The following is a 24022-nucleotide window of genomic DNA, read 5'->3' as shown; positions in this document are numbered from 1 at the left end:
TAGAAGCCTCAAATTTAATCAAGTATTACAGTAACTTAGTCGCCATGCATTTTCATTTTGCAGGCACCGCAGTGTAAATTTGCGGCCTGAATCACCCGATAATGCCCTTCCCTTTACAGAGTTGGGGAGACTTTTTCAGAGTAGCCACCCCATTCTGACGCCACATGCCGGCTCTGCGTGCCTAGAATTCGTTCCAATCGGCATCGATCGCGGCATTGCCCTGGCTGAGATAGGTGCGGCTGGCCGCCTTGAGTCGGGAGGTGGGCTTGGGCGCCAGGGGCATCTCGGCCACCGCCGCCCGATCAGCGGTGCGGGGAGAGGCATCTGCCTGTTCGTCTACCCGAAACACTTCGACAATCTGGTCGAGCTGGGTCGCCTGGGCTTCGGTCTGTTCGATCGCCGCATTCATCTCCTCGACCAACGCCGCATTGTGCTGGGTCATCTCGTCCATGGTGCGTACGGCCATATTGACCTCCTCGATGGACGATGCCTGTTCACGGCTTTCCGAAGCGATGGAATGCATCAATTCGTTTGACGCGCGCGCCGCCTCGAGAATGGCATTCAGCTTGGTCGCCGCATTGGCCACCAGGCTCGACCCGCCTTTAACTTCGTCGGCACTCTGTTCGATCAGCGCTTTCACATCGCTCGAGGCCTGTGCTGCCGATTGCGCCAGACGTCGCACTTCCACAGCGACCACGGCAAAACCCTTGCCGGCCTCACCGGCACGCGCCGCCTCCACCGACGCGTTGAGCGCCAACAAATTGGTCTGGAAGGCAATGTCGTCGATCATGCCGATGATATTGGAGATCTTGCCTGATGAACTGGTGATCTTTTCCATTGCTTCGGTTGCGTCGGCCATCACCTGCCCGCCCTCTTCGGCGGTACGGGTGACCACGCTGGAGCGCTGGCTGGCATCCTGCGCCCGCTCGGCATTGCTAAGCACCGTCGTCGCCAACTGCTCCATGGCCGCCGAGGTCTCCTCGATCGTTGCCGCCTGCTTGGTGGTACGTTCGGACAGGTCATTGGCGCCCGAAAGGATTTCACTGGTTGCGGTCTTGAGGGTGCCGGAGGTGGCCCGCAACTGTCCGACGACATCGCTGAGTTTTTCGGCCACCGCATTGGTATCTGATTTGAGCTGCGCCAGGGCGCCCTGATATTCACCCTGCATGCGGAGGGTCAGATCTGTATTGGCCAGGGCGCCAAGCACCGAGCCGACTTCGGTCACGCCGCGCTCGAACGTCGCCACCAGATTATTGACACTGCTCGAAAGCGCATTGAGTTCGGGATCGGGGAATTCCACATTGACGCGGCGACCGAAATCGCCGGCCGCGGCCGCATCGACCACCACGCCGAACGCATCCTGCAATTCGCCCATCATGCGCTGGCGGTCTTCCTGATCAGCCACGATCCGCGCCGCTTCGGCCTCGGTCATCTGGCTGACCCGCTGGCCGTTCTCGCGGAACACTTCCACTGCACGCGCCATGGCGCCGATCTCGTTGCCGCGTTCGACAAAGGGCACTTCGACCGTGTAGTCGCCTGCGGCAATGGCATCCATGGTTTCGGCCAGCCTGGGGATTGGCCGGGTCAGGAGGCGCGAGGCCAGAAGTCCGATCAGCCCCATCACCACGAGCAACACACCGGCCATCGCCGCCAGTCCCGGCAGCGCCGCATTGGCAGCCGCATCGGCCAGCGCCACATCCTTGCCCACCCAGAAGGCGCCAAGCAAAGTGCCATCGAGCTTGTGGATCGGATAGGCCGCCGCATTGTAGGTTGTGCCTGCAAGCGTCATCTCGCCATGGAACGCGGCACCCGATGTCAGCGTGGCGGCGGCCGGGCTGGCTGGGTCAAGCACGAAATCGGTCAGGCGCTCGCCTTCCGCCTCGGCCTCCAAGCTGGTCGACTTGGCGACGAACTGCCCTTGCTCATCGAGGCTGAACACGATGGTTTCGCCGCCGGTCACCTGGGTGACCGAGTCCACCGCGCCCGTGTCGTAGAAATAGGGAATGGAATAGGTGGTGAAGCTGACAATGCTGCCATCCTCCTCCGACCAGGTCAGTACCGATCCGGACAGGCGCTTTTCAAGGACCGTCGCGGCCGTCTTCAGATCTGCGTTCTGCTGCGCAATGGCCTGTCCCACGGCTTGCCCGCGCAGGCTGAGATAGGTGCTTACGCTATAGGCGACGATGGTCACCATGATGCTGGTCAACAGCAAGGCAGCAATGGCTGTGGTCATGCGCATGTGGCGCCAGCCCGTCAGAATTTTCATGGTTTCCCCCTCCCAACCCGGTGCCGAAGTCCTCTTCCCCGGCGGCCACACGCTATCCCCTTGAGGCTTAACGATAGGTTGATCTTGTATGGTAGTTGTTCGCGCCTGAAAAAAGAGCGCCCGAAAGCGCCCTTTTCAACCCCGGATTAGAATTCGCTCCAGTCGGTATCGACGGCCGCGTTGCCCCTGCTCAAATAGGATTTCGCTGCCGTGCTGAGCTTGGCCTGCAAACCGCGTGCGCCCTGCGCAATCGTTTTGACCGCGCCTTTCGCCTCTGCCGGTGAGACAATCGGTGCCGGCCCGGCCCCCTTCTGCTCCAGGGCGAAAATGTCGACGATTGTGTCGAGCTGAGTCGCCTGGGCTTCGGTCTGCTCGATCGAGGCATTCATTTCCTCGACCAGGGCGGCGTTGTGCTGGGTCATCTCGTCCATGGTGCGGACCGCGGTATTGACCTCGTCGATAGAAGACGCCTGTTCGCGGCTCTCACGGGCGATATTGTTCATCAATTCGCTGGAAGAGCGGGCCGAGGTGAGAATTTCTTCCAGCCGACCGGCCGCATCGGCCACCAGCTTGGAGCCGCCCTTGACCTCGTCGGCGCTCTGCTCGATCAGCGCCTTGACGTCGCTCGAGGCCTGCGCGGCACTCTGGGCCAGGCGCCGCACTTCCACAGCCACCACGGCGAAGCCCTTGCCGGCCTCTCCGGCGCGCGCCGCTTCCACGGAGGCGTTGAGGGCAAGCAGATTGGTCTGGAAGGCGATGTCGTCGATCAGACCGATAATGTTGGAGATCTTGGCAGAAGACTGGGTGATGCGCTCCATGGCCGCCGTGGCCTGGCCCATGACCTGGCCACCCTCTTCGGCGGTATGAGTCACCCCGGTGGCAACGCCGGAGGCCTGTTTGGCGCGTTCGGCATTGCTGAGCACGGTGGCGGCAAGCTGTTCCATGGCCGCCGACGTCTCCTCGATGGTTGCCGCCTGCTTGGTGGTGCGTTCCGAGAGATCATTGGCACCCGAGAGAATTTCACCAGTGGCCGTCTTGAGCGCCCGAGAGGTGTCGCGCAACTGGCCCACAATATCGGTGAGCTTGTCGGCCACCGCATTGGTGTCGGCCTTGAGGCGCGCAAACGAGCCCTGATAGTCACCCTTCATGCGCTGGGTCAGATCGGTATTGGCCAGCGCCGAAAGCACCGTGCCGGTCTCGCTGACGCCCCGGTCGACGGTCTCGACCAATCCGTTGACGGAGCGAGCCAGCGTATTGAGCTCGTCATCGGGGAACTCAGCGGTCACGCGCTGGGAAAAATCGCCGGCAATGGCAGCATCGACCACCTGGCCGAAGGCCCGCTGCAGATCTTGCATCATGGCGGCCCGCTCGGCCTGACTCGCCACGATCCGTGCCGCCTCGGCTTCGGTCATCTCATTGACCTTGAGGGCGTTTTCCCGGAACACCTCGACAGCCCGCGCCATGGCGCCGATCTCGTCGGCCCGGCGCGCGCCCCTGACCTCGACCTCGAGTTCGCCATTGGCCAGCGCGTCCATGGTATCGGTCAGGCGCGAAATCGGCTTGCTGATCGAGCGGGCAAAGAAAAATCCGATGACCGCGGCTATGGCCAGCAGGATCCCGCCCACAGCGAGCGTCATGTTGCGCATCTGGACGACAGCGGCATAAGCCTCGTCTTCCGGCTGTACCGCGGCAATCGCCCAGGTGACGTCATGCACACTCACCGGCTGGGCCCGCACCACCATCGGTGCGCCACGATAATCGGTGCTCAGACCCTCCCCGTTTTCGCCGGCAAAGGCCCCGGCGATGACATCGGAGGTGAGGCTGGTGGCCAGCACATCGGCCTCTTCGGTGCGCGGGGATTCAGAGCGCAACAGGCCATCCTGGCCGACCACGACCACTTCCCCACTCCGCCCCAGCCCCGCAAGGCTCGAAACGGCTGTACTCATCGCCTCGGGCGAGATCGCCAACACCATGACGCCGGTGCTCTCATCGCCGCTATAGATCGGCATGGCCATGAAGCTTTCCGGCGTCGCGGTGGGATCATAGGTCGAAAAATCGACAAAGGCTGCTTCGCCCGGGCCCAGATTCTTCGCCGCGGCGAAAGCCTGACCGAGACCTGAGGCGGCAGCATCTCCTTCATTGACGACATTGGTGGCAAAATCGGTGTTCTTGGCCACCGAATAGACGACGTCACCAGCCGCCGAAATCATCAGCACATCGGTATAGCCACGCTCAAGCATGAGCGTGCGAAACCCGGGATGATAGCGCTTGTGCACCGGATCGTAGCTCGCACCCATGATCCCCACGCTGTCGACCGCGGCGCGATCTTCGGGGTTGGGGCTGTCGGTAACATAGGCCTTTTGCAGCTGCGCGGCAGCCCTCTCCTTGAGCCCCATGCGCAACTCGTCGAGCGAACGGGTCATGTTCTGCATGGCCGTAACGGTATCGGAGCGCTGCACGAAAAGCCTCAGATCGACCTCGGCGCTGGAATAATAGTCGCTGACCAGCGCGCTGGCCGTATTGAGCGAGGCCTGCATGGACTGGTCGCGCTGTTCCTGAACGGTCCCCAGGCCGATCAGATAGCTCGCAATACCCACGCCGGCACTGACAACGAGCGCGGACCCCACCAGGGCCAGCGGCAATTTCTGGGCAATCCTGAGTTGCGGAATGAACTTCATACTTCTATTTGCTCCCCCAACGGCGACTGCTTCCTCTAGGCAGCAACAGGCCGGGCGGCCCATGCGCAGGCAGTCACGCAACGCGAACGCGCTGTCATGAAAACGATACCGGCACAGGCTTAATCATCTCTTACGGACAAGTGCGGAGCGCCCAATTATTAGGCAATCATCTGTGAGAACAGTGTTTTTCAATGAAGAACGCCCCCGCTGCGAGAGCGGGGGCGTTTGAAACCTTGGAGGGCGACCGATCAGGTGAGCGCGCCGATCACCGCCTCGATCCGCTTCTTCATGGTCGAAGCATCAAACGGCTTGATGATGTAATTATTCACGCCAAAGGAAATGGCTTCCTTGACCTGTTCCTTGTCCGATCGGCCCGTCGCCATGATAAAGGGCATGGCCTGTGTTCGGGGGTGCTTGCGGATCACCTTGAGCAGGGTCAGCCCATCAATATCTTCCATGTTCCAGTCGGAAATGATCAGATCGACGTTGGACTTTTCGAGCTTGCCCAGGGCATCGCGCCCAGATTTGGCTTCGATGATTTCCTTGAACCCGAGCTGGGTCAGGATGTACTTACAGATCCCGCGCATGGACTGCTGGTCATCAACGATCAGGACGCTCACAGCGCTCGCTTTTGGCATGGTTATTCTTACCTCTACGCGCCTTCGGCCTTCGGGCCGCACTTGACTCAAACTCTATGGGTCAAGCGTTACAATTCTCTCAACTGCGCCATTGGCATTCTCGCTTGGCCGTTCACGCGGCGTTTTTGAGCTTGACCAGCGCTGTGGCCAGCTTGGCAGCGATCTGCTCGACTGGCGCCTGCTCGACCACCGCACCTTCCTCGAAGGCGACGCGCGGCATGCCATAAACCAGCGCCGAAGCCTGGCTCTGCCCCACCGTATAGGCGCCTGCATCGCGCATCAGCTTGAGCCCCCTGGCGCCATCGCGGCCCATGCCGGTCAGGATGGCGCCCACGGCCATCGGCCCCACCGTCCTGGCCACCGACTCAAACAGCACATCGACGCTGGGCCGATGCCCGCTTTCCAGCCTATCCTGTTCAAGGCGACATTTGAGCTGTCCCGAGGAGCGTTCGACCCGCAGGTGATAATCGCCCCGCGCCACATAGGCGTGACCCGGCTTGAGCGCCATGCGATCCTCGGCTTCCTGCACTTTAAGCGCACAAAGCTCATCCAGCCGCGCCGCAAAACGCCCGGTGAACCCGGCCGGCATGTGCTGGGCAATGACCACCGGCGGACAATCGGCCGGCAGTTCCGCTAATACGGCGCGAATGGCTTCCACCCCGCCAGTCGAGGCGCCGATGGCGATCAACGCCCCTTCAGGCGCAGCAGCGGTCTTGAGCGGGATCTTGCCGGTTTTGGGCACCTCGGCCCGGCTGGCCGACCGACCCCGCACATCGGACTTGGCCGCAGCACGGATCTTGTCGCGCAGGCCCACACCGAATGCATCGAGCCCGCCGGCGAATTCGGCACTCGGCTTGGCGACGAAATCGACGGCACCCAGTTCGAGGGCGAGCAGGGTTTCGCTCGCTCCCTTCTTGGTCAGCGTCGACACCATCACCACGGGGGTGGGTCGCAGGCGCATCAGTTTTTCAAGAAATGCCAGCCCGTTCATGTTGGGCATTTCGATATCGAGCGTCACCACATCGGGATTGAGCGTCTTGATCTTCTCGCGCGCGTCGATGGGGTCGGTGGCGGTGCCCACCACATCGATATCGCCATCCCGCGTCAGCATGCGGGCGAGAACTTCGCGGATAAGTGCCGAATCGTCGACGACCAGAACCTTGATGCTCATCATGCAGCTCGCTTGTTCAGTTTTTCACGCGACTGGTAGATCGTCTTGCCCACCAGTCGGAAGCCATCGCCACCTGAACCCAGGTTTTCCGAGTGGCCGATATAGAGATAGCCTTCAGGCGCGAGCAGCTTGCAGAAGCGTCCGAACATCTCACCTTGAGTTGGCTTGTCGAAATAGATCGCCACATTGCGGCAGAAGATGGCGTCGAATGGCCCCTTCATCGGCCAGGCGCCGATCAGGTTGAGCGGTTTGAACGAAACGAGCTCGCGTACATTGGCGGGAATGCGAATTGCGCCGGCCGTGCGCTCGAACGGACGCGCCCGCTCCGGGCTCAGGCCATTGAGTTCGCTTTCCGGATAGACCCCGCCCGCCGCCTTGGCCAAAACCGCCGTGTCGATGTCCGTGGCCAGGATCTTGAAGTCCCAGCGTTTGAGCTCGGGAAAGGCGGCAAGCAGATCCATGCCGATGGTATAGGGCTCCTGCCCGGTTGAGCAGCCCGCCGACCAGATGCGCAGTCGCGTGCCGCGGGGACGCTCGGCGATCAGCTCGCCCACATAGTCCCGCAAATGGTCGAAATGGTGATCTTCACGATAAAAGCGCGTCAGATTGGTGGTCAGCGCGTTGACAAAATCCTGCCCATCCTTGTCCGACCCGCTGCGTTCCAGAAAATCGACATAGGCGTCGAAACTGGGCAATTGCAGCGCGCGTAAGATCTTGGAAAGCCGGGACACGACAAGCGTGCGCTTGGCATCGCTGAGCGCGATACCGGCGACGGAATAGACCCGTGCCTTGATACGAGCGAATTCCCGCTCGCTGAGGGTATATTCCCCCTGTTCCATGCAACCACCCTTTTTGCCCCGGACTTCTTCCGGCTTAACTGGCGGCGCGCTGGTCGAACGCGATCTCCTGATCGGCTATCTCGACCACCGGCCCTGGCGACGCCAAAGACACCGAACGGGGTCCCCTCGTCTCCTCTTTGGCCGAGATAGTGGCCGGCTCATTGCTTAGATTGCGTAAATTCTCCTGCAATTGGGCGGTGATTTTTTGCAAGCCCCCGGCCTCCTCGAGCCCGATCCGGGCCTGGGCCCTGCCCTTGTCGGCGATCACGCGAATATCCTTGGCGCTGCGATTGGTGACCTGGGCCAACTGGCGCACCTCATCGGCCACCACGGCAAAGCCTGCGCCCTTCTCCCCGGCGCGCGCCGCTTCCACCGCCGCATTGAGGGCCAGAAGATTGGTGCGGAATGACACATCTTCGATCCCGGCGGTCATGGTGTCGATTTCCCGCGCCATGCGATCGATCTCGCTGACCAGCGTGCGGGTGCGTCCGGCTGCTTCTTCAGCCTGCCGGGCCAGGGATTGCGCCGCTTCATTGCGTGTTTCGGCAGCGGCCCGCTCGGCCTCGAGCACAGCCATCTTCTCGACGCCCGCAGCCAGTGCCGCACGCGCTGTTTCCGCCGATTTTTCGGTGGCGGCCGCCCGCGCTTCAAACTGGGCCAGCAATTCTTTGACCGAAGCGAGCCGAGTTTCGAGCGCCACGCGGGCCTGGGCCTCATCACGCTGCTGTTCGTCCAGACCCGAGAACAGCTCGATCACCATTTGCGCCTCGTCCGCCAGAGGCAGGTCCTGCACCGTAGCGGTCTTGCCCTCCATCACGGCCCGCAATTGACCTACCCCATCATCCAGCGCCGCAAGCGCCGTATTGATCTCCCGCAGCACGGGCTGGCTGGCCGCCGCATCATCCTCGAATCGGAAACCGGTACGGCCCTGCCGGAGCGCTTCAAGCATCAGGTCGAACCGGTCATCCTCGATGAAATAGCCCGCCGGCTGCAATTCCAGCGCATATCGCCCCGATGGCAAGGGCAGGCGCTGGGCCACAAAGCGCCGCTGATCGAGCAGCACCAGCGCTTCTTCGGGGGCACCGCCGCCCGTTTCAAGATAGCCGGCGCCGAACAGGCCATCGAGGGTTTCCCCTTCCCGCGCCCCTGGCGCCAGGCGTTCCATGCCGCGGCTGGCGGCCAGAATGACGCCATGCTCGTCGACCACTAGCAGCGGCGCCTCAAGCATGCCGATGGCGGCGCGAAAATGATGGGCCTTTTCGAGTCGCTTGCCCAGGCGCGCGACAATACCGCCGATGGACAACGCCTCGCCGGATCGGTCGGACAGACCCGCCGCCTGGACCATTGCGGCCAGACGCTGCGCTTCGCGCTGGTCGAAGAAATAGCCGCCGGCCAGACACCCGGTGACGCCAAGGCCCACCAGGCTCCCCACTGCCGTGAACCATGTCACGCCCGGCCCCACGGCCAGCAGCAATCCGCCCGCACTTGCGCCCAGAAATGTCCAGAGGCCGGATGCGGCCAGCATGAGTCGCAATCCCCGGCGGGGGGCACGCGAATCAACACTAAAAACGGCACGGTCCGACATGGCCGGACCCTATCCGAATAATGGTTAATCAAATCTATAAGGTTAGGCGCAGCAGTAAGACTTTCGTAAGCCCGCCCCGGGCACGCCAAGAAGCGGCCAGGAACTAGAACAGTTCGATATCGTCCACCGGTGCCGGCACCACCACGCGGCGCCGAGCGATCGCCAGTTCTTCTTGTGCCACATTGGCTCCGGCATCGCTGTCGAGCCGCTTGACGAAGGCCCGCCCGGAATGAGGTTTGAACAGCACGCGGCGGGCAAAGCTGCCGCCCAGATCCTCGCTGGTAGCCACATAGCCTTCATCAATCAGGAACTGGCGCACGAATTCGATGTTCTTGGCACCGACATCATCGAGCGCCGAGTTGATCTTGCCGCCCCCGAAGATTTTGATTTCGAGGTTGGCCTTGCGGCCCGAGCCCTGCGAAAGCACCTTGTTAATCAACTGCTCCATGGCAAAGGCCCCATAACGGGCGGACGCCCCGTAGCGGTCTTTGGCCGATCCCGACTGCTCGGCGAGCAGGAAGTGATTCATGCCGCCAACCAGGGCCGCCCGGTCACGGACACAGGCCGAAATGCACGACCCCAGAACGGTTGAGAAGGTCACGTCGGCAGCGTTTGAAACATGGCAATCACCTTGGTGAACCGTCGTCACCACGCCGCGGTCGAACTCGGGTGGCAGAGTATTGGTCGGGGGCATGTCGTCTTGATTTACCTCTGCGGGCGAATTGGTTCGGATGGTAGAGGTAAACTCGTTAGCCAATTGCTAACCACGACCTACGAGTTCGCTGGCTATGTCCTATCGAGCAAGGAGAGGTTTAGAAATTGCGCTATAGGGTTGTGCGATCAGGGCCAGGGAATTTTTAATGTCACTGCAGAAACTCGCACGAGAATTGGACGAGACGGCGCGGCAGACCGCTTCCATGCTAGAAGGCATCACCGAAGCGCTCGAATTGCTCGCCGAAAAGCAAATCAGCAAGGACCCGAGCGTTCGGGAAGCCGTGCAACTGATCATCACAGCCCTTCAGGGCCAGGACCGAATCGAGCAGCGCTGCCACAATATGGCTCTGGCCGTGCGCCAGTTTGCGCTTTTGCCACCCACGGCCCCGGACAGTGTCTATGATGAAATCTGGGCCAGCCTGACGCTGGACGAATTGCGCGTACCGGCTCTGTCCGGCATCGCCGCCCATTCCGGCCATGGCGACGCCGAGCTGTTCTAGCTCCTCCGCTTCGGATTTTTTATCGCGCTGGCGCCTCGTGCGCCTTTTTGTGGTTGGAGAGGTACGAACCTCAGACAAAAAGGGCGATGTACCCCTTTTGGCCGCTAAATCAGCAAGTCGACTTCCGCGCCATTGATGGGCGTTTCGGTCGGCTTGACGGTGGGCACGGGCGAGCTGGCATTGTGCGCCTGGGCCTGCCGCAGTTCAGCGCGCAGACGGGCCACCTCGAGCAGATGCCCATCTTGCGGGCCACCACGCTCATACACCATGCGGTTGATCATGATGGACGGGGAAATGCCGAGAGAGCGGCCCATGGCATGGCCTCAGGCCTGCCTGTCGATCTTGAGGCCCTGGCCGGGCGGTGGCGCCGGCGGAGCATCCAGGGCCGTCTGCATCAACGAGTTGAGCAAATTCGATTCCATCTCATGGGCCTTCTTGAACACGGCAATCTGTACCGAATTCTGCGTCAGCGCCGTTTGTGCGGTCAGCAAATTGGTGGAAAGATCGGTGTTCAACGGTCCGGTCCTGATGCTTGGGTCGAGGCCAGACTAGTTAAGCCGGGTTAAGACTTTATTGGCTGCTTGCCCGCATTTGCGGACAATTGAACCTAGCGCCCACCAAATAGCGGCACATTGCGACTCTTGAACAGCGGGGCCAGCACAAGCCCAGCGGCGAACCCACCCAGATGCGCCCACCAGGCGACCGGCTCATCCGAGCCCATGACGACAAAGAAAAGCTGGGTGGCGATCCAGAAGCCGAGCATCCAGAAGGCGGGCACCGGCAGCGGAATAAGCCAGACAATGCGGGCCAGAACGAAGACCCGGGCATGGGGATAGAGCAGGATATAGGCTCCCATGACCCCGGCCACGGCGCCTGAAGCGCCGATCAGTGGACCATTGCCATCGAGATTGAACAGCAGGTGCGCGAGAGCGGCCAGAACCGCGCAGGCGAGATAGAAGATCAGGAATTTGAAGTGCCCGAAGGCGTCTTCGATATTGTCGCCAAACACCCATAGAAACAGCATGTTGGAAAGCAGGTGCATCCAGTCGGCATGCAGGAACGCGTAAGTGACCAGGTTCGCCCAGTCGGGCAGCCAGGGCACGGGCTGGGGATAGAGATCGCGCACCACGATCGGGATCATGCCGAAATTGATGGTTGCCTGGTCAAAAGCTGCCGGGGGCAGGACCGACTGCACCAGGAAAAACAGGATCGTCACGCCCATCAGCCCATAGGTGACGAAGGGGAAATCGACATGGCGGATAGGATTGGTGTCATGCAGGGGCAGAAACAGGGCCAGTCTCCAATGCTGCGCGAAAAGAGCTGGGCGGCTCAGCCTTTTGCCACGTCGCCATAATTGCCCGGCACCCACAAGACGTCGCCCGCGCCATTGTCATTGGCCACGCGACCAAGCACGAAAAGCAAATCGGACAGCCGGTTGAGATAGCGCAACGCTTCCGCACTGGTATCGGGTTCGGCCTCAAGCAGCGCAGCAACCAGCCGTTCGGCCCGGCGGGTCACCGTGCGAGCCAAATGCAGCGAAACCGACAAGGGCGTTCCGCCGGGCAGGATGAAGCTGGTGAGCGGTGTGAGAGCGGCGTTGAATTGATCGATCTGCTGCTCGAGCCAGATCGTCTGGACCGGGCGGATGCGCAGGCTGGGATATTCGGCATCGGGCGCATCGGCACCCGGTGTCGCCAGATCCGAGCCGAGATCGAACAGATCGTTTTGAATGCGTGCGAGCACCGCATCGATGCGCGGTCGGGTGGCAGCAGTCAGGCGTGCCTGGCCGACAAAGGCATTGGCTTCCTCTACCGTTCCGTAGGCCTCGACCCGCAGATCATGCTTGCTGCGGCGCGGACCGCGCACCAGCCCCGTCGTGCCGGCATCGCCGGTACGGGTATAGATCGTATTGAGCTTGACCATGATGCCCCCCAAGCGCCCGATCTAGCCGCGGCCAAAGAAGAAGAGCGCACCCAGGAGTAGGACCAGGGCCACACCTTGGCCGATGACGCGCAGGCGCATCAGGCGCTGGCTGGTATTGCCCGGGCCGCCCTTGAGCATGTTCCAAAGGCCCATGCCCAGAACAATGACGACGAACAGCAGGGCCAGAGCGATGGCGATGTTAACTAGGGTTTCCATGATAGCCTTAACGTAAGGGAGGCGAGATTGGATCGCTCTTGATATAGGCGGTCAGACCCTCCGCGACAGCATCATAAATGGCACGAATTCTGTGCGAGGTGAACAATTCCCTGTGCGTTGTGAGCCAGATGGGCAAAGGCGGGATGGCCAGGTCCAGCGGCAACACCACCAGCCCCGGTGTGCGGCGCGCCAGATTGAGTTGCGCAAAGCCGGTGCCCAGGCCTGCCCGCAGCAATTCCCACAAATGCGGCTGGTCGTCCGAGCGCACAGGGAAATGGTCGCGCGTCACCTCGAACCCCAGCGACCGGGCATGACGGATCACCGCGTCGGCCCGGTCGTAACCCAATAGGTCATGATCCCAGAGCTGGTTGAGCGTGGTGGGCGTACCGCGCCGGGCCAGATAGCTCTCATGGGCTACCGGGACCAGCGGAATGTCGCCCAGATGCCGGGTAACCAGTTCGAGCTGGGTGGGCCGGAACATGCGCACGGCGATATCGGCCTCGCGCATCAACAGGTTTTCCGCTGAATCAGTGGGCACCGATTCAATCGCGATGCGCGGATGGGTGCGGCGAATGCCGGCCAGAATCTCTGGCAGCACATAATTGGAAATCATGGTGCTGGCGGTCAGTCGCACAGTGCCGCCGGCTTCGTCCTGGGCGCCGGCGGCCAGGATCGAGGCTTCGGCAAGGGCAGAGCGGGCGCGGTCAACCGAGCCATAGAGCTTAAGAGCGGTGGCATTGGGCTTGAGGCCGGTCAGGCTGCGCTCAAAGAGTGAAAGGCCCAATGCGGCTTCGAGCGCCTCGATATGTCGCCCAAGCGTGGGCTGGCTGAGCCCCAATTGGCGCGCGGCAGCCGAGAGTGAGCCTTCGGCAATCACCGCCGCAAAGCTGCGCCACAGGGACCAGTCGGGGGTACTATTCATTATTGAATGTTAAACCGAGAAATTTGCGCAATCGCCATTCGCCAGCGTAGCGTTCATCTTGCTCGCCAGCAACAGCAGGGAGCACGAAATGCAAAACGGAAAAGTGACTATTCTGGGCAGCAATGGCCATATCGGCAATGCGGCGATGATCGCCTTCCGCGATGCCGGCTGGGAGGTGACCGGCTTGGGGCGCAGCAATCGCAAGCCGGTCACGGGCACGCATTTTTTCAAGGGTGATGCGGACGAGGTCGCGGCGGTCCGCGCGGCGATTGCGGAAGCCGATATTGTCGTGCAGGCGCTGCATCTGCGCTACGACCAGTGGGGCAACGGACGGGCCGAGAAGCAATTGCAGGTGGTGATCGATGTCATGGCGGGCAGTGGCAAGACGCTGCTGTTTCCCGGCACGATCTACAACTACCGCGCTGGCGACCGCACCATTGCCCCTGGCCTGCGCCAGAGTGGGGAAAAACCGCGCGGCGAAATCCGCATCCGGCTCGAGCAGATGCTCCGCCAAGCGGCCGAGAACCATGGGTTTCAGGTGATCATCCTGCGGGCCGGGGATTTCTTCGGGCCCGGCAATCGGGACGAATGGTTCGATGCGGCCATGCTGATGGACTACGCCAAGGGGCGGCTCTACCATCTGGGCGACCTCGAAACACGCCATAGCTGGGCCTATCTGCCCGATCTGGCGCGCGCCTTTACTGTTCTGGCCGCGCGGCGTTCCGAGATGAAGAGGTTCGAGAACTTCCATTTTGCCGGTCATTGGGTGAGCCATGGACAAATCATGGCTGCCATACAGAACGTCCTGCCCGGGCCGGTCAGGATTGCGCCGCTGCCCTGGTGGATGCTGCGCGCGGCGGGCCTGTTGAACCCGGTGATGCGCGACATCTATCGCATGCGCTATTTGTGGCTGAACGAAATGGAGCTGGTCGATCCGCGGCTCGATAGCTTGCTCGGTCCCGGCTTCACCACGCCCATTGAGACGGCTGTTGCCGAGACGGTCACCGAATTGGTCGCAGACCGGTCGGCTGCTCGGCACGCGGCCTGAGCCTGGGAGATCATGCGATGAAAGACGTTATTGTCTGGCAGCGGGTCGAGGGCGGATTGGTGTTCATCGCCGCGCTGGCGTTTTACGGGCAGATGACGCCGGTATTGCCCTGGTGGGCTGCCCTGCTGGTGTTCTTTGCGCCGGATTTGAGCTTTTTCGCCTATGGGGCCGGAGCCAAGAGCGGGGCCTGGATTTATAATCTGGCCCATGTCTATGCGCTCGGGGTCGGACTAATGGCGCTGGGCGGGCTGCTGGGCTTGCCTTTGCTGTCCGCGCTGGGCGCGCTCTGGCTGGCCCATTCGGGGTTTGACCGCATGCTGGGTTATGGCCTGAAGGCCGAGACCGGTTTCAAGGACACCCATCTGGGACGGCTGGGCAAGACAGGCTAGAGGCCAACCGCCTGCCGCACATCGTCCGGCGTCCAGCCCTGGGCCCGCAGATCCGCCAGGCTCTGCGAGCCCTTCGACTTGGAGAGTTTCTGCCCGTCATCTCCAAGCAGCAGGCGGTGGAAGAAATAGATCGGCGTAGGCAGGCCGAGCAGCATTTGCAGCAGCACATGGATATCGGTCGCCGCTTCGAGGTCGCGGCCGCGCGTGACATGGGTAATGGCCTGAGCGGCATCGTCGACCACCACGCTCAAATGGTAGCTGGTCGGCGTGTCCTTGCGCTGCAACACCACATCGCCCCAACGCTCGGGCCGGGCATAGCGGATTTGCGGCCGGTCCAAGACGCTCGGACCAACGACGGAAAAACTCAGCATGCCCGTGCGGGCCATGGCCGCCTCGGTGTCGAGCCGGAATTGCACCGGGTCGCCCCGTTCAAGCCTTTCAATGCGCTCGGCATTGCTCAGATGCCGGCAGGTGCCGGGATAGAGCGGGGCGCCGTCGGGATCGGTGCCGGTGGCGTTTTGCGCGATATCGCTGCGCGAGCAGAAGCAGGGATAGAGCAGATCCATGGCGCGCAAGCGGTTGGCCGCCTCAGCATAGAGCTCGAACCGCTCAGACTGATAGAGCACCGGCTCGGGCCAAGAGAGGCCCAGCCAAGTGAGGTCCTCGATCAGCCCCGCGACGTATTCAGGTTTGCAGCGGGCCGTGTCGATATCCTCGATGCGCAGCAGCGCGGTGCCACCCAGTTTCAGCGCCGCATCCCAGGTGACCAGCGCCGAAAGGGCATGGCCAAGATGCAGCGGACCGTTGGGACTGGGCGCAAAGCGCAGGACGGGTTTGGACATTGGGCGCTTTTTTTCGGGATGGGTGGTTGCTTTCTTCATAGGCGCCCAGGCGCCAGAACGAAAGCTTGCGGGTTCTTCAGCGCTTCGTGAGCGCGCGATGCTTTGCGCTTTATAGGAGGCTGTGCTACATGCACGCACTTCCCGCATTTTTGTCGAGCCCCATGTGCCTGCCATGAGCCTTGCGCTGAATATTGACCATTCCAGTGCCGTCCGTCCTGCGCCGACCATGCGCCCGTCGCTGATCGGCCTTTCCAAGGCAGGGCTAGCTGAGACGCTGGTGAGCCATGAGGTGGTTTCCGAAAAGGAAGGGCGCATGCGCGCCAGCCAGCTCTGGAACTGGCTTTATGTGAACGGGGTCACCGATTTCGAGCGCATGACCAATGTGGCCAAGCCGGTGCGGCAAAAGCTCAGCGACACGTTCAATCTCGACCGTCCTGAAATCGTCTCGGAGCAGGTCTCGGTCGACGGGACGCGCAAATGGCTGTTCCGTTTCCGCGATCCGGCCAATCCGCACTTGCCGGCGGTCGAGGTGGAAACGGTCTACATTCCCGAAAGCGATCGCGGGACGCTTTGTGTCTCTTCGCAGGTGGGCTGCACGCTGACCTGCTCGTTCTGTCATACCGGCACGCAGAAGCTGGTGCGCAATCTGTCGGCGGGGGAAATCCTGGGACAGATCCTGATGGCGCGCGAGCGTCTGGGCGATTTTCCCGGTGGTTCGCGTCCCGACGATGGGGGCCTGGTGCCCGGCGGGGAAACCCGCGCCATCACCAATATCGTGATGATGGGCATGGGCGAACCGCTCTATAATTACGAGAACGTCAAGCAGGCGCTGCTGATCGCCTCGGCTGGCGATGGCATGTCGATATCCAAGCGCCGCATCACGCTCTCGACCTCGGGCGTGGTGCCCTATATCGAGCCGACCGGCCGCGAGATCGACGTCATGCTGGCGATTTCGCTGCATGCCGTACGCGACGATCTGCGCGACGTATTGGTGCCGATCAACAAGAAATGGCCGCTCAAGGAGCTGCTTGAGGCGTGCAAGAATTATCCGGGCCTCTCCAATGCCCGCCGCATCACTTTCGAATATGTGATGCTCGACGGCATCAATGACAGCGATGCCGAGGCGCGTGAACTGGTGCGGCTGCTGGCGGGTATTCCGGCCAAGATCAATCTGATCCCGTTCAACCCCTGGCCCGGTTCGAACTATGGCACCTCGCCCTCAAACCGCATCGAGCGCTTTGCCGATATCGTCAACAAGGCCGGCTATGCCTCCCCGGTCCGCACACCGCGCGGCCGCGACATCTTTGCCGCCTGCGGGCAGCTCAAAAGCGAGAGCGAACGACTTTCCAGAAAAGACCGGGACGCTCTGCTGACGCTGTGAGGCCCTCGGCCCGCAAGATCGAACAGGCCATCGCTGCAGCTGATGCAGCGGCGGCAAATCGGCAGCCTTTGATCTGCCCTTTATGCGAGCGCCCCATTCCGCCCCAGGCGAAATCCAGTCGGCACCACCTCGTGCCGCGTCTCAAGGGGGGCACGCATCTAGGGACGGTACGGCTGCACCAGATCTGCCATAGCGCCATCCATGCCCGGTTCTCGGAAACCGAGCTGGCCAACCGGCTTGCCGATATCGCCAGCCTCAAGGCCGATCCGGAGATCGCGGCCTTCATCACCTGGGTGAGAGCCAAGCCACCAACCTTCCATGCACCAACACGGCGTTCGAAAGCGCGAAGCTAAGCTTATTTCCGCAGTATGACCCAGACGGCGTGGATGAGGCCGGGGAAATAGCCCAGCAGCGTCAGGAGGATGTTGAGCCAGAAGTGCAGGCCCAGCCCGACTTGTAGGAATACCCCGATGGGCGGGATGATGACGGACAGGATGATGCGGACGACGTCCATTGGCTTGGCCCCTTGTTTGCTCCTGGAACCAACGCCGCCCGCGAGACGAATGTTCCGCTATTCCCCTGCCACCCAGTCCACGCGCCAGTGGCCACGGCCTTCATCGCTCAGCAGGTTGGCCAGCGCGGGCAGAACCGCGCGCATTTCCTCTTCCAGCACAAAGGGCGGGTTGACCACCACCATGCCGGTGCCATGCAGGCGTGGCGGGGTTGAGGGCGCGCGAATGGTCAGCTCCAGCCTCAGGATCTTGGGAATGCCGGTGTTTTTGAGGGCTTTGACATAGGTCTCGACCTCGTCCGGTTCCTTGATCGGATACCAATAGGCGTAGGTGCCGCCGGGCCAGCGTTTGTGGGCCTTTTCCAGGCTTTGGGCCATGCGGTTGAACTCGCCCCTTTCCTCGAAGGGCGGATCGACCAGCACCAGCCCGCGCTTTTCCTTGGGGGGCAGATGGGTACCGAAAATGTCCCATGCGTCGAGCTGAGTGATGCGGGTCTGGAAATCGCCGGCGAAATTCTCCTTGAGGCGATTGGCGTCCATGGGATGAAGCTCGAATGCCATCAGCCGGTCCTGCTCGCGCAGCATGTGACGGGTGATGAAGGGCGAGCCAGGATAATAGCGCAGATTGCCATCGGGGTTTTTCGCGCGCACCGCATCGAGATAGGGCGCGAGCAATTCGGCCACGGGAGGAGGCAGATCGGCACCCATGACCCGGCTGATGCCGTCGCGCCATTCGCCGGTGCGCTCGGCCATGTCGCCATAAAGGTCATAGATCCCCAGCCCGGCATGGGTATCGAGCACCCGGAAGGCCGCGTCCTTGCGCATGAGATAGGTCAGAATGCGGGTGAGGATCGTGTGCTTGACCACATCGGCAAAATTGCCGGCGTGGAAGGCGTGCCGGTAATTCATGGGAGCGTGACCAGGAAAAGTTGCAGACTTTTCCGGTTCGGGAGCGCGACAATCATGCTCACTTCCGCCCTTCGGCCAGAAGAATGGTCGCGGCAAAGGCCATGAAGACGGCGGCAAAGCTCCAGTTGAGCGCCTTGCCGACCCAGGCGTTTTCCTTCAGCGTCCGGGTCAGCCATTCGGCGAACAGCACGATGGCAATGACGACGGGGATGGACACCACGACGAACTCGAACCCCAGAAACAGCAGCTTGCCGGCAGCATGGGGGTCGGCGGCCGAGACGAATTGGGGCAGGAAGGTCACGAAAAACAGGGCGATCTTGGGATTGGTCAAATTGATCCCGAGGCCGGTAAGGTAGGACTTCCGCCAGCTTGGTTGCTTGCCGGCCTGTTTGACCACCAGCATGCCCCCGCCGTCCCGAATAGCCTGGATGGCGAGCCAGACCAGATAGAGCGCACCGACAATTTTCAGCACCCAGAAGGCCGCAGGCGCGGTGACGATCAGCACCGAAATGCCGAAAGCCACCAGCATGGTGTGAATGCCGATGCCGGTAATGGCGCCCAGTACGGTGGCATAGCCATGGCTACGCCCCCAATTCATGGTGCGCGAGACGAACAGCGCCATATCTGGCCCGGGCGTGACAGCCAGCACAAAGGCGGCCAGGGCAAAGGCAAGAATAACGGGCAGATCGGGAATGAAGGCGGGCATGGCAGGCTCGGTGTGTTTTGGCGGACAATCGCACTAAACCGTTGCTGTGAACAGTGCGGCTAGACCGGCAATTCCCGACCGGCCTTGATGGTTTCCATCGGCACGTCTGTCTTGACCGACTGCACGGAAGGGATGCGCATCAGATGGTCGGACTGAAAGCGCCAATAGGCGTGCAGGTCGGTGGTGACGATGCGCAGAATTGCGTCGCACTCCCCGGTGGTGAGATAGCATTCCACCACCTCGGGGTAATTGCGCACGGTCTCGGCAAACAGATTGGTGGTTTCGGCATGCTGGGTCTTGAACCAGATGCGCGCAAAGACCGTCAGCCCCAACCCCAGCTTGGGACCATTGAGCACTGCCACATATTGGTCGATGACCCCTTTCTCCTCGAGCAGTTTGACCCGCCTCAGGCAAGGCGAGGGGGACAGACCCACCGCATTGGCCAGTTCGACATTGGACATGCGTCCATTGCGCTGCAATGCTCGCAAGATCCGGCGGTCGATGGCATCAAGCGTTTCTGACATTTTGCGCGGCGCAGCCCTCGGATGTTAGCACATTATGCCACAATGTGCGTCAATGTTGCGATGATCGCAAGTTCATTGCGCCATTTCAGGCTTATCCTGTTACCATCAAACCCTTGGGGAACACATCATGGCAAATGATATCAAGAAGGTCGTGCTGGCCTATTCGGGTGGACTGGACACCTCCATCATCCTGAAATGGCTGCAGGAGACGTATAATTGCGAGGTGGTGACCTTCACCGCCGATCTGGGCCAGGGCGAGGAGCTGGAGCCGGCGCGCAAAAAGGCCGAAATGTTCGGCATCAAGGATATCCGCATCGAGGACCTGCGCGAGGAGTTCGTGCGGGACTTCGTGTTCCCCATGTTCCGCGCCAATGCCGTTTATGAAGGCGTCTATCTGCTCGGCACCTCGATTGCCCGGCCGCTGATTTCCAAGCGGCTGATCGAAATTGCCCAGGAGACCGGCGCGGACGCTATCGCCCATGGCGCCACGGGCAAGGGCAACGACCAGGTTCGGTTCGAACTGACCGCCAATGCGCTCGACCCCTCCATCAAGGTGATCGCGCCCTGGCGGGAATGGGATCTGCGCTCGCGCACCGCGCTGCTCAACTATGCCGAAAAGAACCAGATCCCGATTTCCAAGGACAAGCGCGGCGAAGCGCCGTTCTCGGTCGATGCCAACCTCTTGCACACGTCCTCGGAAGGCATGGTGCTCGAAGACCCCGCCGTGCCCTTTCCCGACTATGTGCCGCAACGCACTGTCGATCCTGAGCAGGCGCCCGATACCCCCGAAACCATCACCATTGGCTTTGACAAGGGCGATGCGGTTTCGATCAATGGCGAAAAGCTCTCGCCGGCAACCTTGTTGACCAGACTCAACGAGCTGGGCGGCAAGCATGGCATCGGCCGGCTTGACCTGGTGGAAAACCGCTTCGTCGGCATGAAGTCGCGCGGCCTTTACGAGACGCCGGGCGGCACCATCCTGCTGGTGGCGCATCGCGGCATCGAATCGATCACGCTCGATCGGGGTGAAGCGCACCTCAAGGATGAGCTCATGCCCAAATATGCCGAGCTGATCTATAACGGCTTCTGGTACTCGCCCGAGCGCGAAATGCTGCAGGCGCTGATCGACAAGAGCCAGCAGTTCGTTTCCGGTGAAGTCACCGTCAAGCTCTACAAGGGGTCGGCCAATGTGGTGGCGCGCACCTCGCCGCATAGCCTGTATTCGGAAGACCTCGTAACCTTCGAAGAAGGCGCGGTGGCCTATGACCACAAGGACGCCGAGGGCTTTATCCGCCTCAACGGCCTGCGCCTCAAGACCTGGGCCGCCCGCAATGCCAAGGCGCGGGGCTGATCCTTCAACTGGCGGGCGCATTCCGCGCCCGCCGGTTCGGCAATTTCATGCGAGCATGCCTGTTTAATCCCTCGTTAAGCGACGGTGACTAGTTTTTCGCCAGCGTCGCGGATTGGCTTTTGGACGGGGGGTTCGATGCGCTCAGATGACGCCGGTAACATTGGGGATGTGGCCGACACTTTGCTGCTCGATGCAGCCCTGGAAAGCATTCCCTACGGCTTTTGTGTCTGGTCGCCACAGTTCCGCCTTGTCATGTGGAACGAGCACTATCGCGATTTTTACGGCTTCTCCAGGGATGCCATTTATCGCGGCATGACACTTGAGGACGTGGTGCATCTCTCGGCAAGGCTGGGCAATCACCCAGGCCAGGGCCCCGAAGCCTTCTATGAACATTATACCAGCGAATTGTTGGCCAATCGCGGTGGTGCGCGCCACAAGGCGCAGGAAATAGTCCGTGGCGGCCGCGTCATCGAAACTGCCCATGTCTACTCGGAAAAACTGGGCTGGGTGGTGACCCATGAAGACATCACCGACGAAATCGCCCGTTCCGAAAGCCAGCAGAAGCGCAAGCTGGAACTGGAGCGGCAAAACATCCGGCTCGACGCGGCGGTCAACAATATCTCGATTGGCCTGTGCATGATGGATGCGCGCGGGCGGCTGGTGATCTGCAACGAGCCCTATGCGCGCATCTACAATCTGCCCATCCATCTGCTGAAACCCGGCAGCCAGCTCGAGGACATTCTGGGCCATCTGTTCGATGAAGGCATGTCCACCGGCGGCACCAAGGAAGATTATATCGCCTGGCGCCGCGATGTGATCGCCCGGCGCGAATATGGCAAGAATATCCACGAGCTCAACAATCGTACCATCCTGATGCAGCACCATCCGATGAAGGATGGCGGCTGGGTGTCCACCCACGAGGACATCACCGAGCAGCGCCAGGCCGAGGCGCGCATCCAGCATCTGGCGCGCCATGACGCGCTGACCGACCTGCCCAATCGCATCGAGTTTCTCGAGCAGATGGCCAAGGTGGAAGCCGGTCTCAATCGCGGCGAGCAGGCCGCAGTGCTCTATATCGATCTCGATCATTTCAAGGCGGTCAACGACACGTTGGGTCATGCGGTGGGCGATGAGGTAATCAAGCAGGCGGCCGTGCGCCTCTGGGGCACGACGCGGGAAACCGACCTGCTGGCGCGGCTGGGCGGGGACGAATTCGCGCTGCTGCTCCGGCCCGTTGAAGGGGGCGATCTGGCGGCCAAGGTGGCGGACCGCATCGTCAAGGCGATGCGGGCGCCGATGAATATCGGCGGCCAGCAGATCGAGATCGGCGCTTCGGTGGGCATTGCCGTGGGGCCGGGCGATGGCACCAGCACCGATCAACTGGTCAAGAACGCCGATCTGGCGCTCTACAAGGCCAAGTCTGAAGGCCGCTCGACCTATCACTTCTTTGAAACCGGCATGGATGCCGAACTCCAGCAGCGCCGCTCGATCGAGGCGGGCCTTCGGATGGCCATGCAGCGTGAGGAATTGCGCCTGATGTTCCAGCCGCTCCTGGGACTGCAGGAAAACCGTGTCACTTGTGTCGAGGCGCTACTACGCTGGGACCATGACGATCGCACAATTTCACCAGCAGAATTCGTGCCAGTGGCCGAGGAAACCGGCCTCATCGTGCCGATCGGTGAGTGGGTGCTGCACGAAGCCTGCAAGGCAGCAGCCACCTGGCCGGGCGATGTGCGTGTCGCGGTCAATCTCTCACCGGTGCAGTTTCGTCATAAAAGTCTGGTGGCGCAGGTCAAGGCGGCCCTGCTTGCTGCCAAGCTCGAACCGATCCGGCTGGAACTGGAAATCACCGAAAGCCTGCTGCTGAGCGAGAATGAAAGCACCATTGACGCACTGCACGAATTGCGGGCCATGGGGGTACGGGTCTCGCTGGACGATTTCGGCACCGGCTATTCGTCACTAAGCTATCTGCGCAGCTTCCCGTTCGACAAGATCAAGATAGACCGCAGTTTCATGGCCGATCTGACCACCCGCGCCGACAGCCAGGCCATTATCAAGGCCGTTATCGGCCTGGGGCAGTCCTTGGGTATGTCGACCACCGCCGAAGGAGTGGAAACCGAGGAGCAATTGGCTATGGTGCGCGAGCACGGCGCCTCCGAGGTTCAGGGCTTCCTGTTCTCCCCGCCCCTGCAGCCGGCGGCCCTGGCCAATCTGCTGCATTCGGAAGCCGCCAAAGTACTGGCCAGCCGCAAGGCCTCGTAAACCGCACGCGTCGCGGTCGGTATCGGCTGGTAAACTTGGATCCACGCCAATGCAGAACTTTGCCAAGCTGATTGCCATTGCCCGCCGCGAAGCCGGCGCGATGCAAGCCGAGGATGTGGTACAGGACGCGCTTCTAGTGGCAATCGAACACGGCCGGGCCGACCTCGATGACCAGGCCAATCTGCGCTGGTTGAGCGGGGTGGTGCGCAACAAGGCCCGTATGAGCGCGCGGGCAGCACGGCGGCGGCGTCATCGTGACGGGCTCTGGCATGACACCGCGCGCACAGAGCCGGCCCCTACGGGCGCGGCGCCCGCAGAGGTTTTGGCCGACCTGCCCAAGGCCCTCCGTGTGATCGCTGCGCTGGTGCTGACCGGACACAATCGGCGCGAGATCGCCTATCTGCTCAACCTGCCCGACACCGCCCTGCGCCAGCGGATTAGTGCGCTCAAACGCCATCTGGTGGCTAAGGGCCTGGCCGCCCCGCAGGAACTAAGTGGGCTGCATCTGGATCTGGCCTATGGTCGCATTCGGGACGCGCTGTTGCCGGCACTGCTGCGTCATGGCGGCAGTTTCGCCAGTCACGACCCGGACGGACATTTATTTTTCGTGCGCCCCTCACAAACCGGCGCGCCGCGGCAATAGGCAG

26 protein-coding genes are annotated in these 24022 nt (G+C 61.7%); 8 read left to right on the top strand and 18 right to left on the bottom strand.

Features of this window, described 5'->3' with window-relative positions; genetic code table 11:
- Positions 1–181: 181 nt before the first annotated feature.
- From GGR20_RS15115 to GGR20_RS15085, 7 genes are all read right to left on the bottom strand, one after another.
- Positions 182–2266, bottom strand: a complete 2085-nt coding sequence (locus tag GGR20_RS15115; RefSeq protein ID WP_246349654.1) for a methyl-accepting chemotaxis protein — start codon at positions 2264–2266, stop codon at positions 182–184.
- Positions 2267–2412: 146 nt separating this feature from the next.
- On the bottom strand, positions 2413–4944 hold the full coding sequence (locus tag GGR20_RS18815) for a methyl-accepting chemotaxis protein (protein ID WP_246349653.1): 2532 nt from the start codon (positions 4942–4944) through the stop codon (positions 2413–2415).
- A gap of 248 nt (positions 4945–5192) precedes the next feature.
- Positions 5193–5582 (bottom strand): response regulator, encoded by a 390-nt coding sequence (locus GGR20_RS15105; protein WP_183312206.1) that lies wholly within the window; start codon positions 5580–5582, stop codon positions 5193–5195.
- A gap of 112 nt (positions 5583–5694) precedes the next feature.
- Positions 5695–6753 (bottom strand): chemotaxis-specific protein-glutamate methyltransferase CheB, encoded by a 1059-nt coding sequence (locus GGR20_RS15100; protein ID WP_210283207.1) that lies wholly within the window; start codon positions 6751–6753, stop codon positions 5695–5697.
- The gene (locus GGR20_RS15095; protein WP_183312204.1) at positions 6753–7592 is read right to left on the bottom strand and encodes a CheR family methyltransferase; all 840 of its coding nucleotides are present in this window, start codon (positions 7590–7592) and stop codon (positions 6753–6755) included. Before GGR20_RS15095 ends, GGR20_RS15100 begins: the two co-directional genes overlap by 1 nt.
- A gap of 34 nt (positions 7593–7626) precedes the next feature.
- Positions 7627–9117, bottom strand: coding sequence for a methyl-accepting chemotaxis protein (locus GGR20_RS18810; RefSeq protein WP_246349651.1), 1491 nt, complete (start codon positions 9115–9117; stop codon positions 7627–7629).
- A 163-nt stretch (positions 9118–9280) separates the two neighbouring features.
- Complete coding sequence (locus GGR20_RS15085) at positions 9281–9871, bottom strand: chemotaxis protein CheD (protein ID WP_183312203.1); 591 nt, start codon at positions 9869–9871, stop codon at positions 9281–9283.
- Between the two features lie 166 nt (positions 9872–10037).
- Between GGR20_RS15085 and GGR20_RS15080 the strand changes: the two genes are divergently transcribed.
- On the top strand, positions 10038–10391 hold the full coding sequence (locus tag GGR20_RS15080; RefSeq protein ID WP_183312202.1) for a hypothetical protein: 354 nt from the start codon (positions 10038–10040) through the stop codon (positions 10389–10391).
- A 104-nt stretch (positions 10392–10495) separates the two neighbouring features.
- Here GGR20_RS15080 and GGR20_RS15075 read toward each other — a convergent pair whose 3' ends face one another.
- The 6 genes from GGR20_RS15075 to GGR20_RS15050 form a co-directional block, all read right to left on the bottom strand.
- A complete protein-coding gene (locus GGR20_RS15075; RefSeq protein ID WP_183312201.1) occupies positions 10496–10705 on the bottom strand; it encodes a hypothetical protein in 210 nt (69 codons plus the stop codon).
- Between the two features lie 9 nt (positions 10706–10714).
- Positions 10715–10906: a putative motility protein gene (locus GGR20_RS15070; RefSeq protein ID WP_183312200.1), complete on the bottom strand. Its 192-nt coding sequence runs from the start codon at positions 10904–10906 to the stop codon at positions 10715–10717.
- A 92-nt stretch (positions 10907–10998) separates the two neighbouring features.
- The gene (locus GGR20_RS18805; RefSeq protein ID WP_210283206.1) at positions 10999–11760 is read right to left on the bottom strand and encodes a rhomboid family intramembrane serine protease; all 762 of its coding nucleotides are present in this window, start codon (positions 11758–11760) and stop codon (positions 10999–11001) included.
- Positions 11721–12314 (bottom strand): cob(I)yrinic acid a,c-diamide adenosyltransferase, encoded by a 594-nt coding sequence (locus GGR20_RS15060; RefSeq protein ID WP_183312199.1) that lies wholly within the window; start codon positions 12312–12314, stop codon positions 11721–11723. Before GGR20_RS15060 ends, GGR20_RS18805 begins: the two co-directional genes overlap by 40 nt.
- A 21-nt stretch (positions 12315–12335) precedes the next feature.
- Entirely contained in the window at positions 12336–12530 is a 195-nt protein-coding gene (locus GGR20_RS15055) for a twin transmembrane helix small protein (RefSeq protein WP_157290253.1), read from the bottom strand.
- A gap of 7 nt (positions 12531–12537) precedes the next feature.
- Complete coding sequence (locus tag GGR20_RS15050) at positions 12538–13452, bottom strand: LysR family transcriptional regulator (RefSeq protein ID WP_183312198.1); 915 nt, start codon at positions 13450–13452, stop codon at positions 12538–12540.
- A gap of 88 nt (positions 13453–13540) precedes the next feature.
- Here GGR20_RS15050 and GGR20_RS15045 point away from each other — a divergent pair, with 88 nt between their 5' ends.
- Positions 13541–14500 carry an NAD-dependent epimerase/dehydratase family protein gene (locus tag GGR20_RS15045; protein WP_183312197.1) on the top strand — a complete coding sequence of 320 codons (960 nt, stop codon included), beginning with the start codon at positions 13541–13543 and terminating at the stop codon, positions 14498–14500.
- A 17-nt stretch (positions 14501–14517) separates the two neighbouring features.
- Entirely contained in the window at positions 14518–14889 is a 372-nt protein-coding gene (locus GGR20_RS15040) for a DUF4260 domain-containing protein (RefSeq protein WP_183312196.1), read from the top strand.
- Here the strand turns inward: GGR20_RS15040 and gluQRS are convergent.
- Complete coding sequence (gene gluQRS / locus GGR20_RS15035; RefSeq protein ID WP_183312195.1) at positions 14886–15731, bottom strand: tRNA glutamyl-Q(34) synthetase GluQRS; 846 nt, start codon at positions 15729–15731, stop codon at positions 14886–14888. The two genes, GGR20_RS15040 and gluQRS, sit on opposite strands and share 4 nt — an antisense overlap.
- Positions 15732–15903: 172 nt before the next feature.
- Here gluQRS and rlmN point away from each other — a divergent pair, with 172 nt between their 5' ends.
- Both rlmN and GGR20_RS15025 read left to right on the top strand, forming a co-directional pair.
- Entirely contained in the window at positions 15904–17112 is a 1209-nt protein-coding gene (rlmN, locus tag GGR20_RS15030) for a dual-specificity RNA methyltransferase RlmN (RefSeq protein ID WP_183312194.1), read from the top strand.
- 17 nt (positions 17113–17129) lie between these two features.
- Positions 17130–17465 carry an HNH endonuclease family protein gene (locus GGR20_RS15025; RefSeq protein ID WP_183312302.1) on the top strand — a complete coding sequence of 112 codons (336 nt, stop codon included), beginning with the start codon at positions 17130–17132 and terminating at the stop codon, positions 17463–17465.
- Between the two features lie 2 nt (positions 17466–17467).
- Here GGR20_RS15025 and GGR20_RS15020 read toward each other — a convergent pair whose 3' ends face one another.
- From GGR20_RS15020 to GGR20_RS15005, 4 genes are read right to left on the bottom strand one after another with little or no spacing between them, the layout of a single operon-like run.
- Positions 17468–17626 carry a YqaE/Pmp3 family membrane protein gene (locus tag GGR20_RS15020; protein WP_183312193.1) on the bottom strand — a complete coding sequence of 53 codons (159 nt, stop codon included), beginning with the start codon at positions 17624–17626 and terminating at the stop codon, positions 17468–17470.
- Positions 17627–17683: 57 nt separating this feature from the next.
- Positions 17684–18532: a 23S rRNA (adenine(2030)-N(6))-methyltransferase RlmJ gene (locus GGR20_RS15015; RefSeq protein ID WP_183312192.1), complete on the bottom strand. Its 849-nt coding sequence runs from the start codon at positions 18530–18532 to the stop codon at positions 17684–17686.
- Positions 18533–18590: 58 nt separating this feature from the next.
- The gene (locus tag GGR20_RS15010; protein ID WP_116587373.1) at positions 18591–19238 is read right to left on the bottom strand and encodes a LysE family translocator; all 648 of its coding nucleotides are present in this window, start codon (positions 19236–19238) and stop codon (positions 18591–18593) included.
- 59 nt (positions 19239–19297) lie between these two features.
- The gene (locus GGR20_RS15005) at positions 19298–19762 is read right to left on the bottom strand and encodes an Lrp/AsnC family transcriptional regulator (RefSeq protein WP_183312191.1); all 465 of its coding nucleotides are present in this window, start codon (positions 19760–19762) and stop codon (positions 19298–19300) included.
- Positions 19763–19889: 127 nt separating this feature from the next.
- Here GGR20_RS15005 and GGR20_RS15000 point away from each other — a divergent pair, with 127 nt between their 5' ends.
- The 3 genes from GGR20_RS15000 to GGR20_RS14990 all read left to right on the top strand — a co-directional run bounded on the left by GGR20_RS15000 (position 19890) and on the right by GGR20_RS14990 (position 24018).
- Complete coding sequence (locus GGR20_RS15000) at positions 19890–21113, top strand: argininosuccinate synthase (RefSeq protein ID WP_183312190.1); 1224 nt, start codon at positions 19890–19892, stop codon at positions 21111–21113.
- Positions 21114–21248: 135 nt separating this feature from the next.
- Positions 21249–23375, top strand: coding sequence for a putative bifunctional diguanylate cyclase/phosphodiesterase (locus GGR20_RS14995; protein ID WP_183312189.1), 2127 nt, complete (start codon positions 21249–21251; stop codon positions 23373–23375).
- A 49-nt stretch (positions 23376–23424) separates the two neighbouring features.
- Positions 23425–24018, top strand: a complete 594-nt coding sequence (locus tag GGR20_RS14990; protein ID WP_183312188.1) for an RNA polymerase sigma factor — start codon at positions 23425–23427, stop codon at positions 24016–24018.
- Positions 24019–24022: the final 4 nt, after the last annotated feature.

It is taken from the genome of Devosia subaequoris (assembly GCF_014197055.1).
In the GTDB taxonomy this organism is placed as follows: Bacteria; Pseudomonadota; Alphaproteobacteria; order Rhizobiales; family Devosiaceae; genus Devosia; species Devosia subaequoris.
This window is presented reverse-complemented; position numbering and strand designations above follow the sequence as displayed.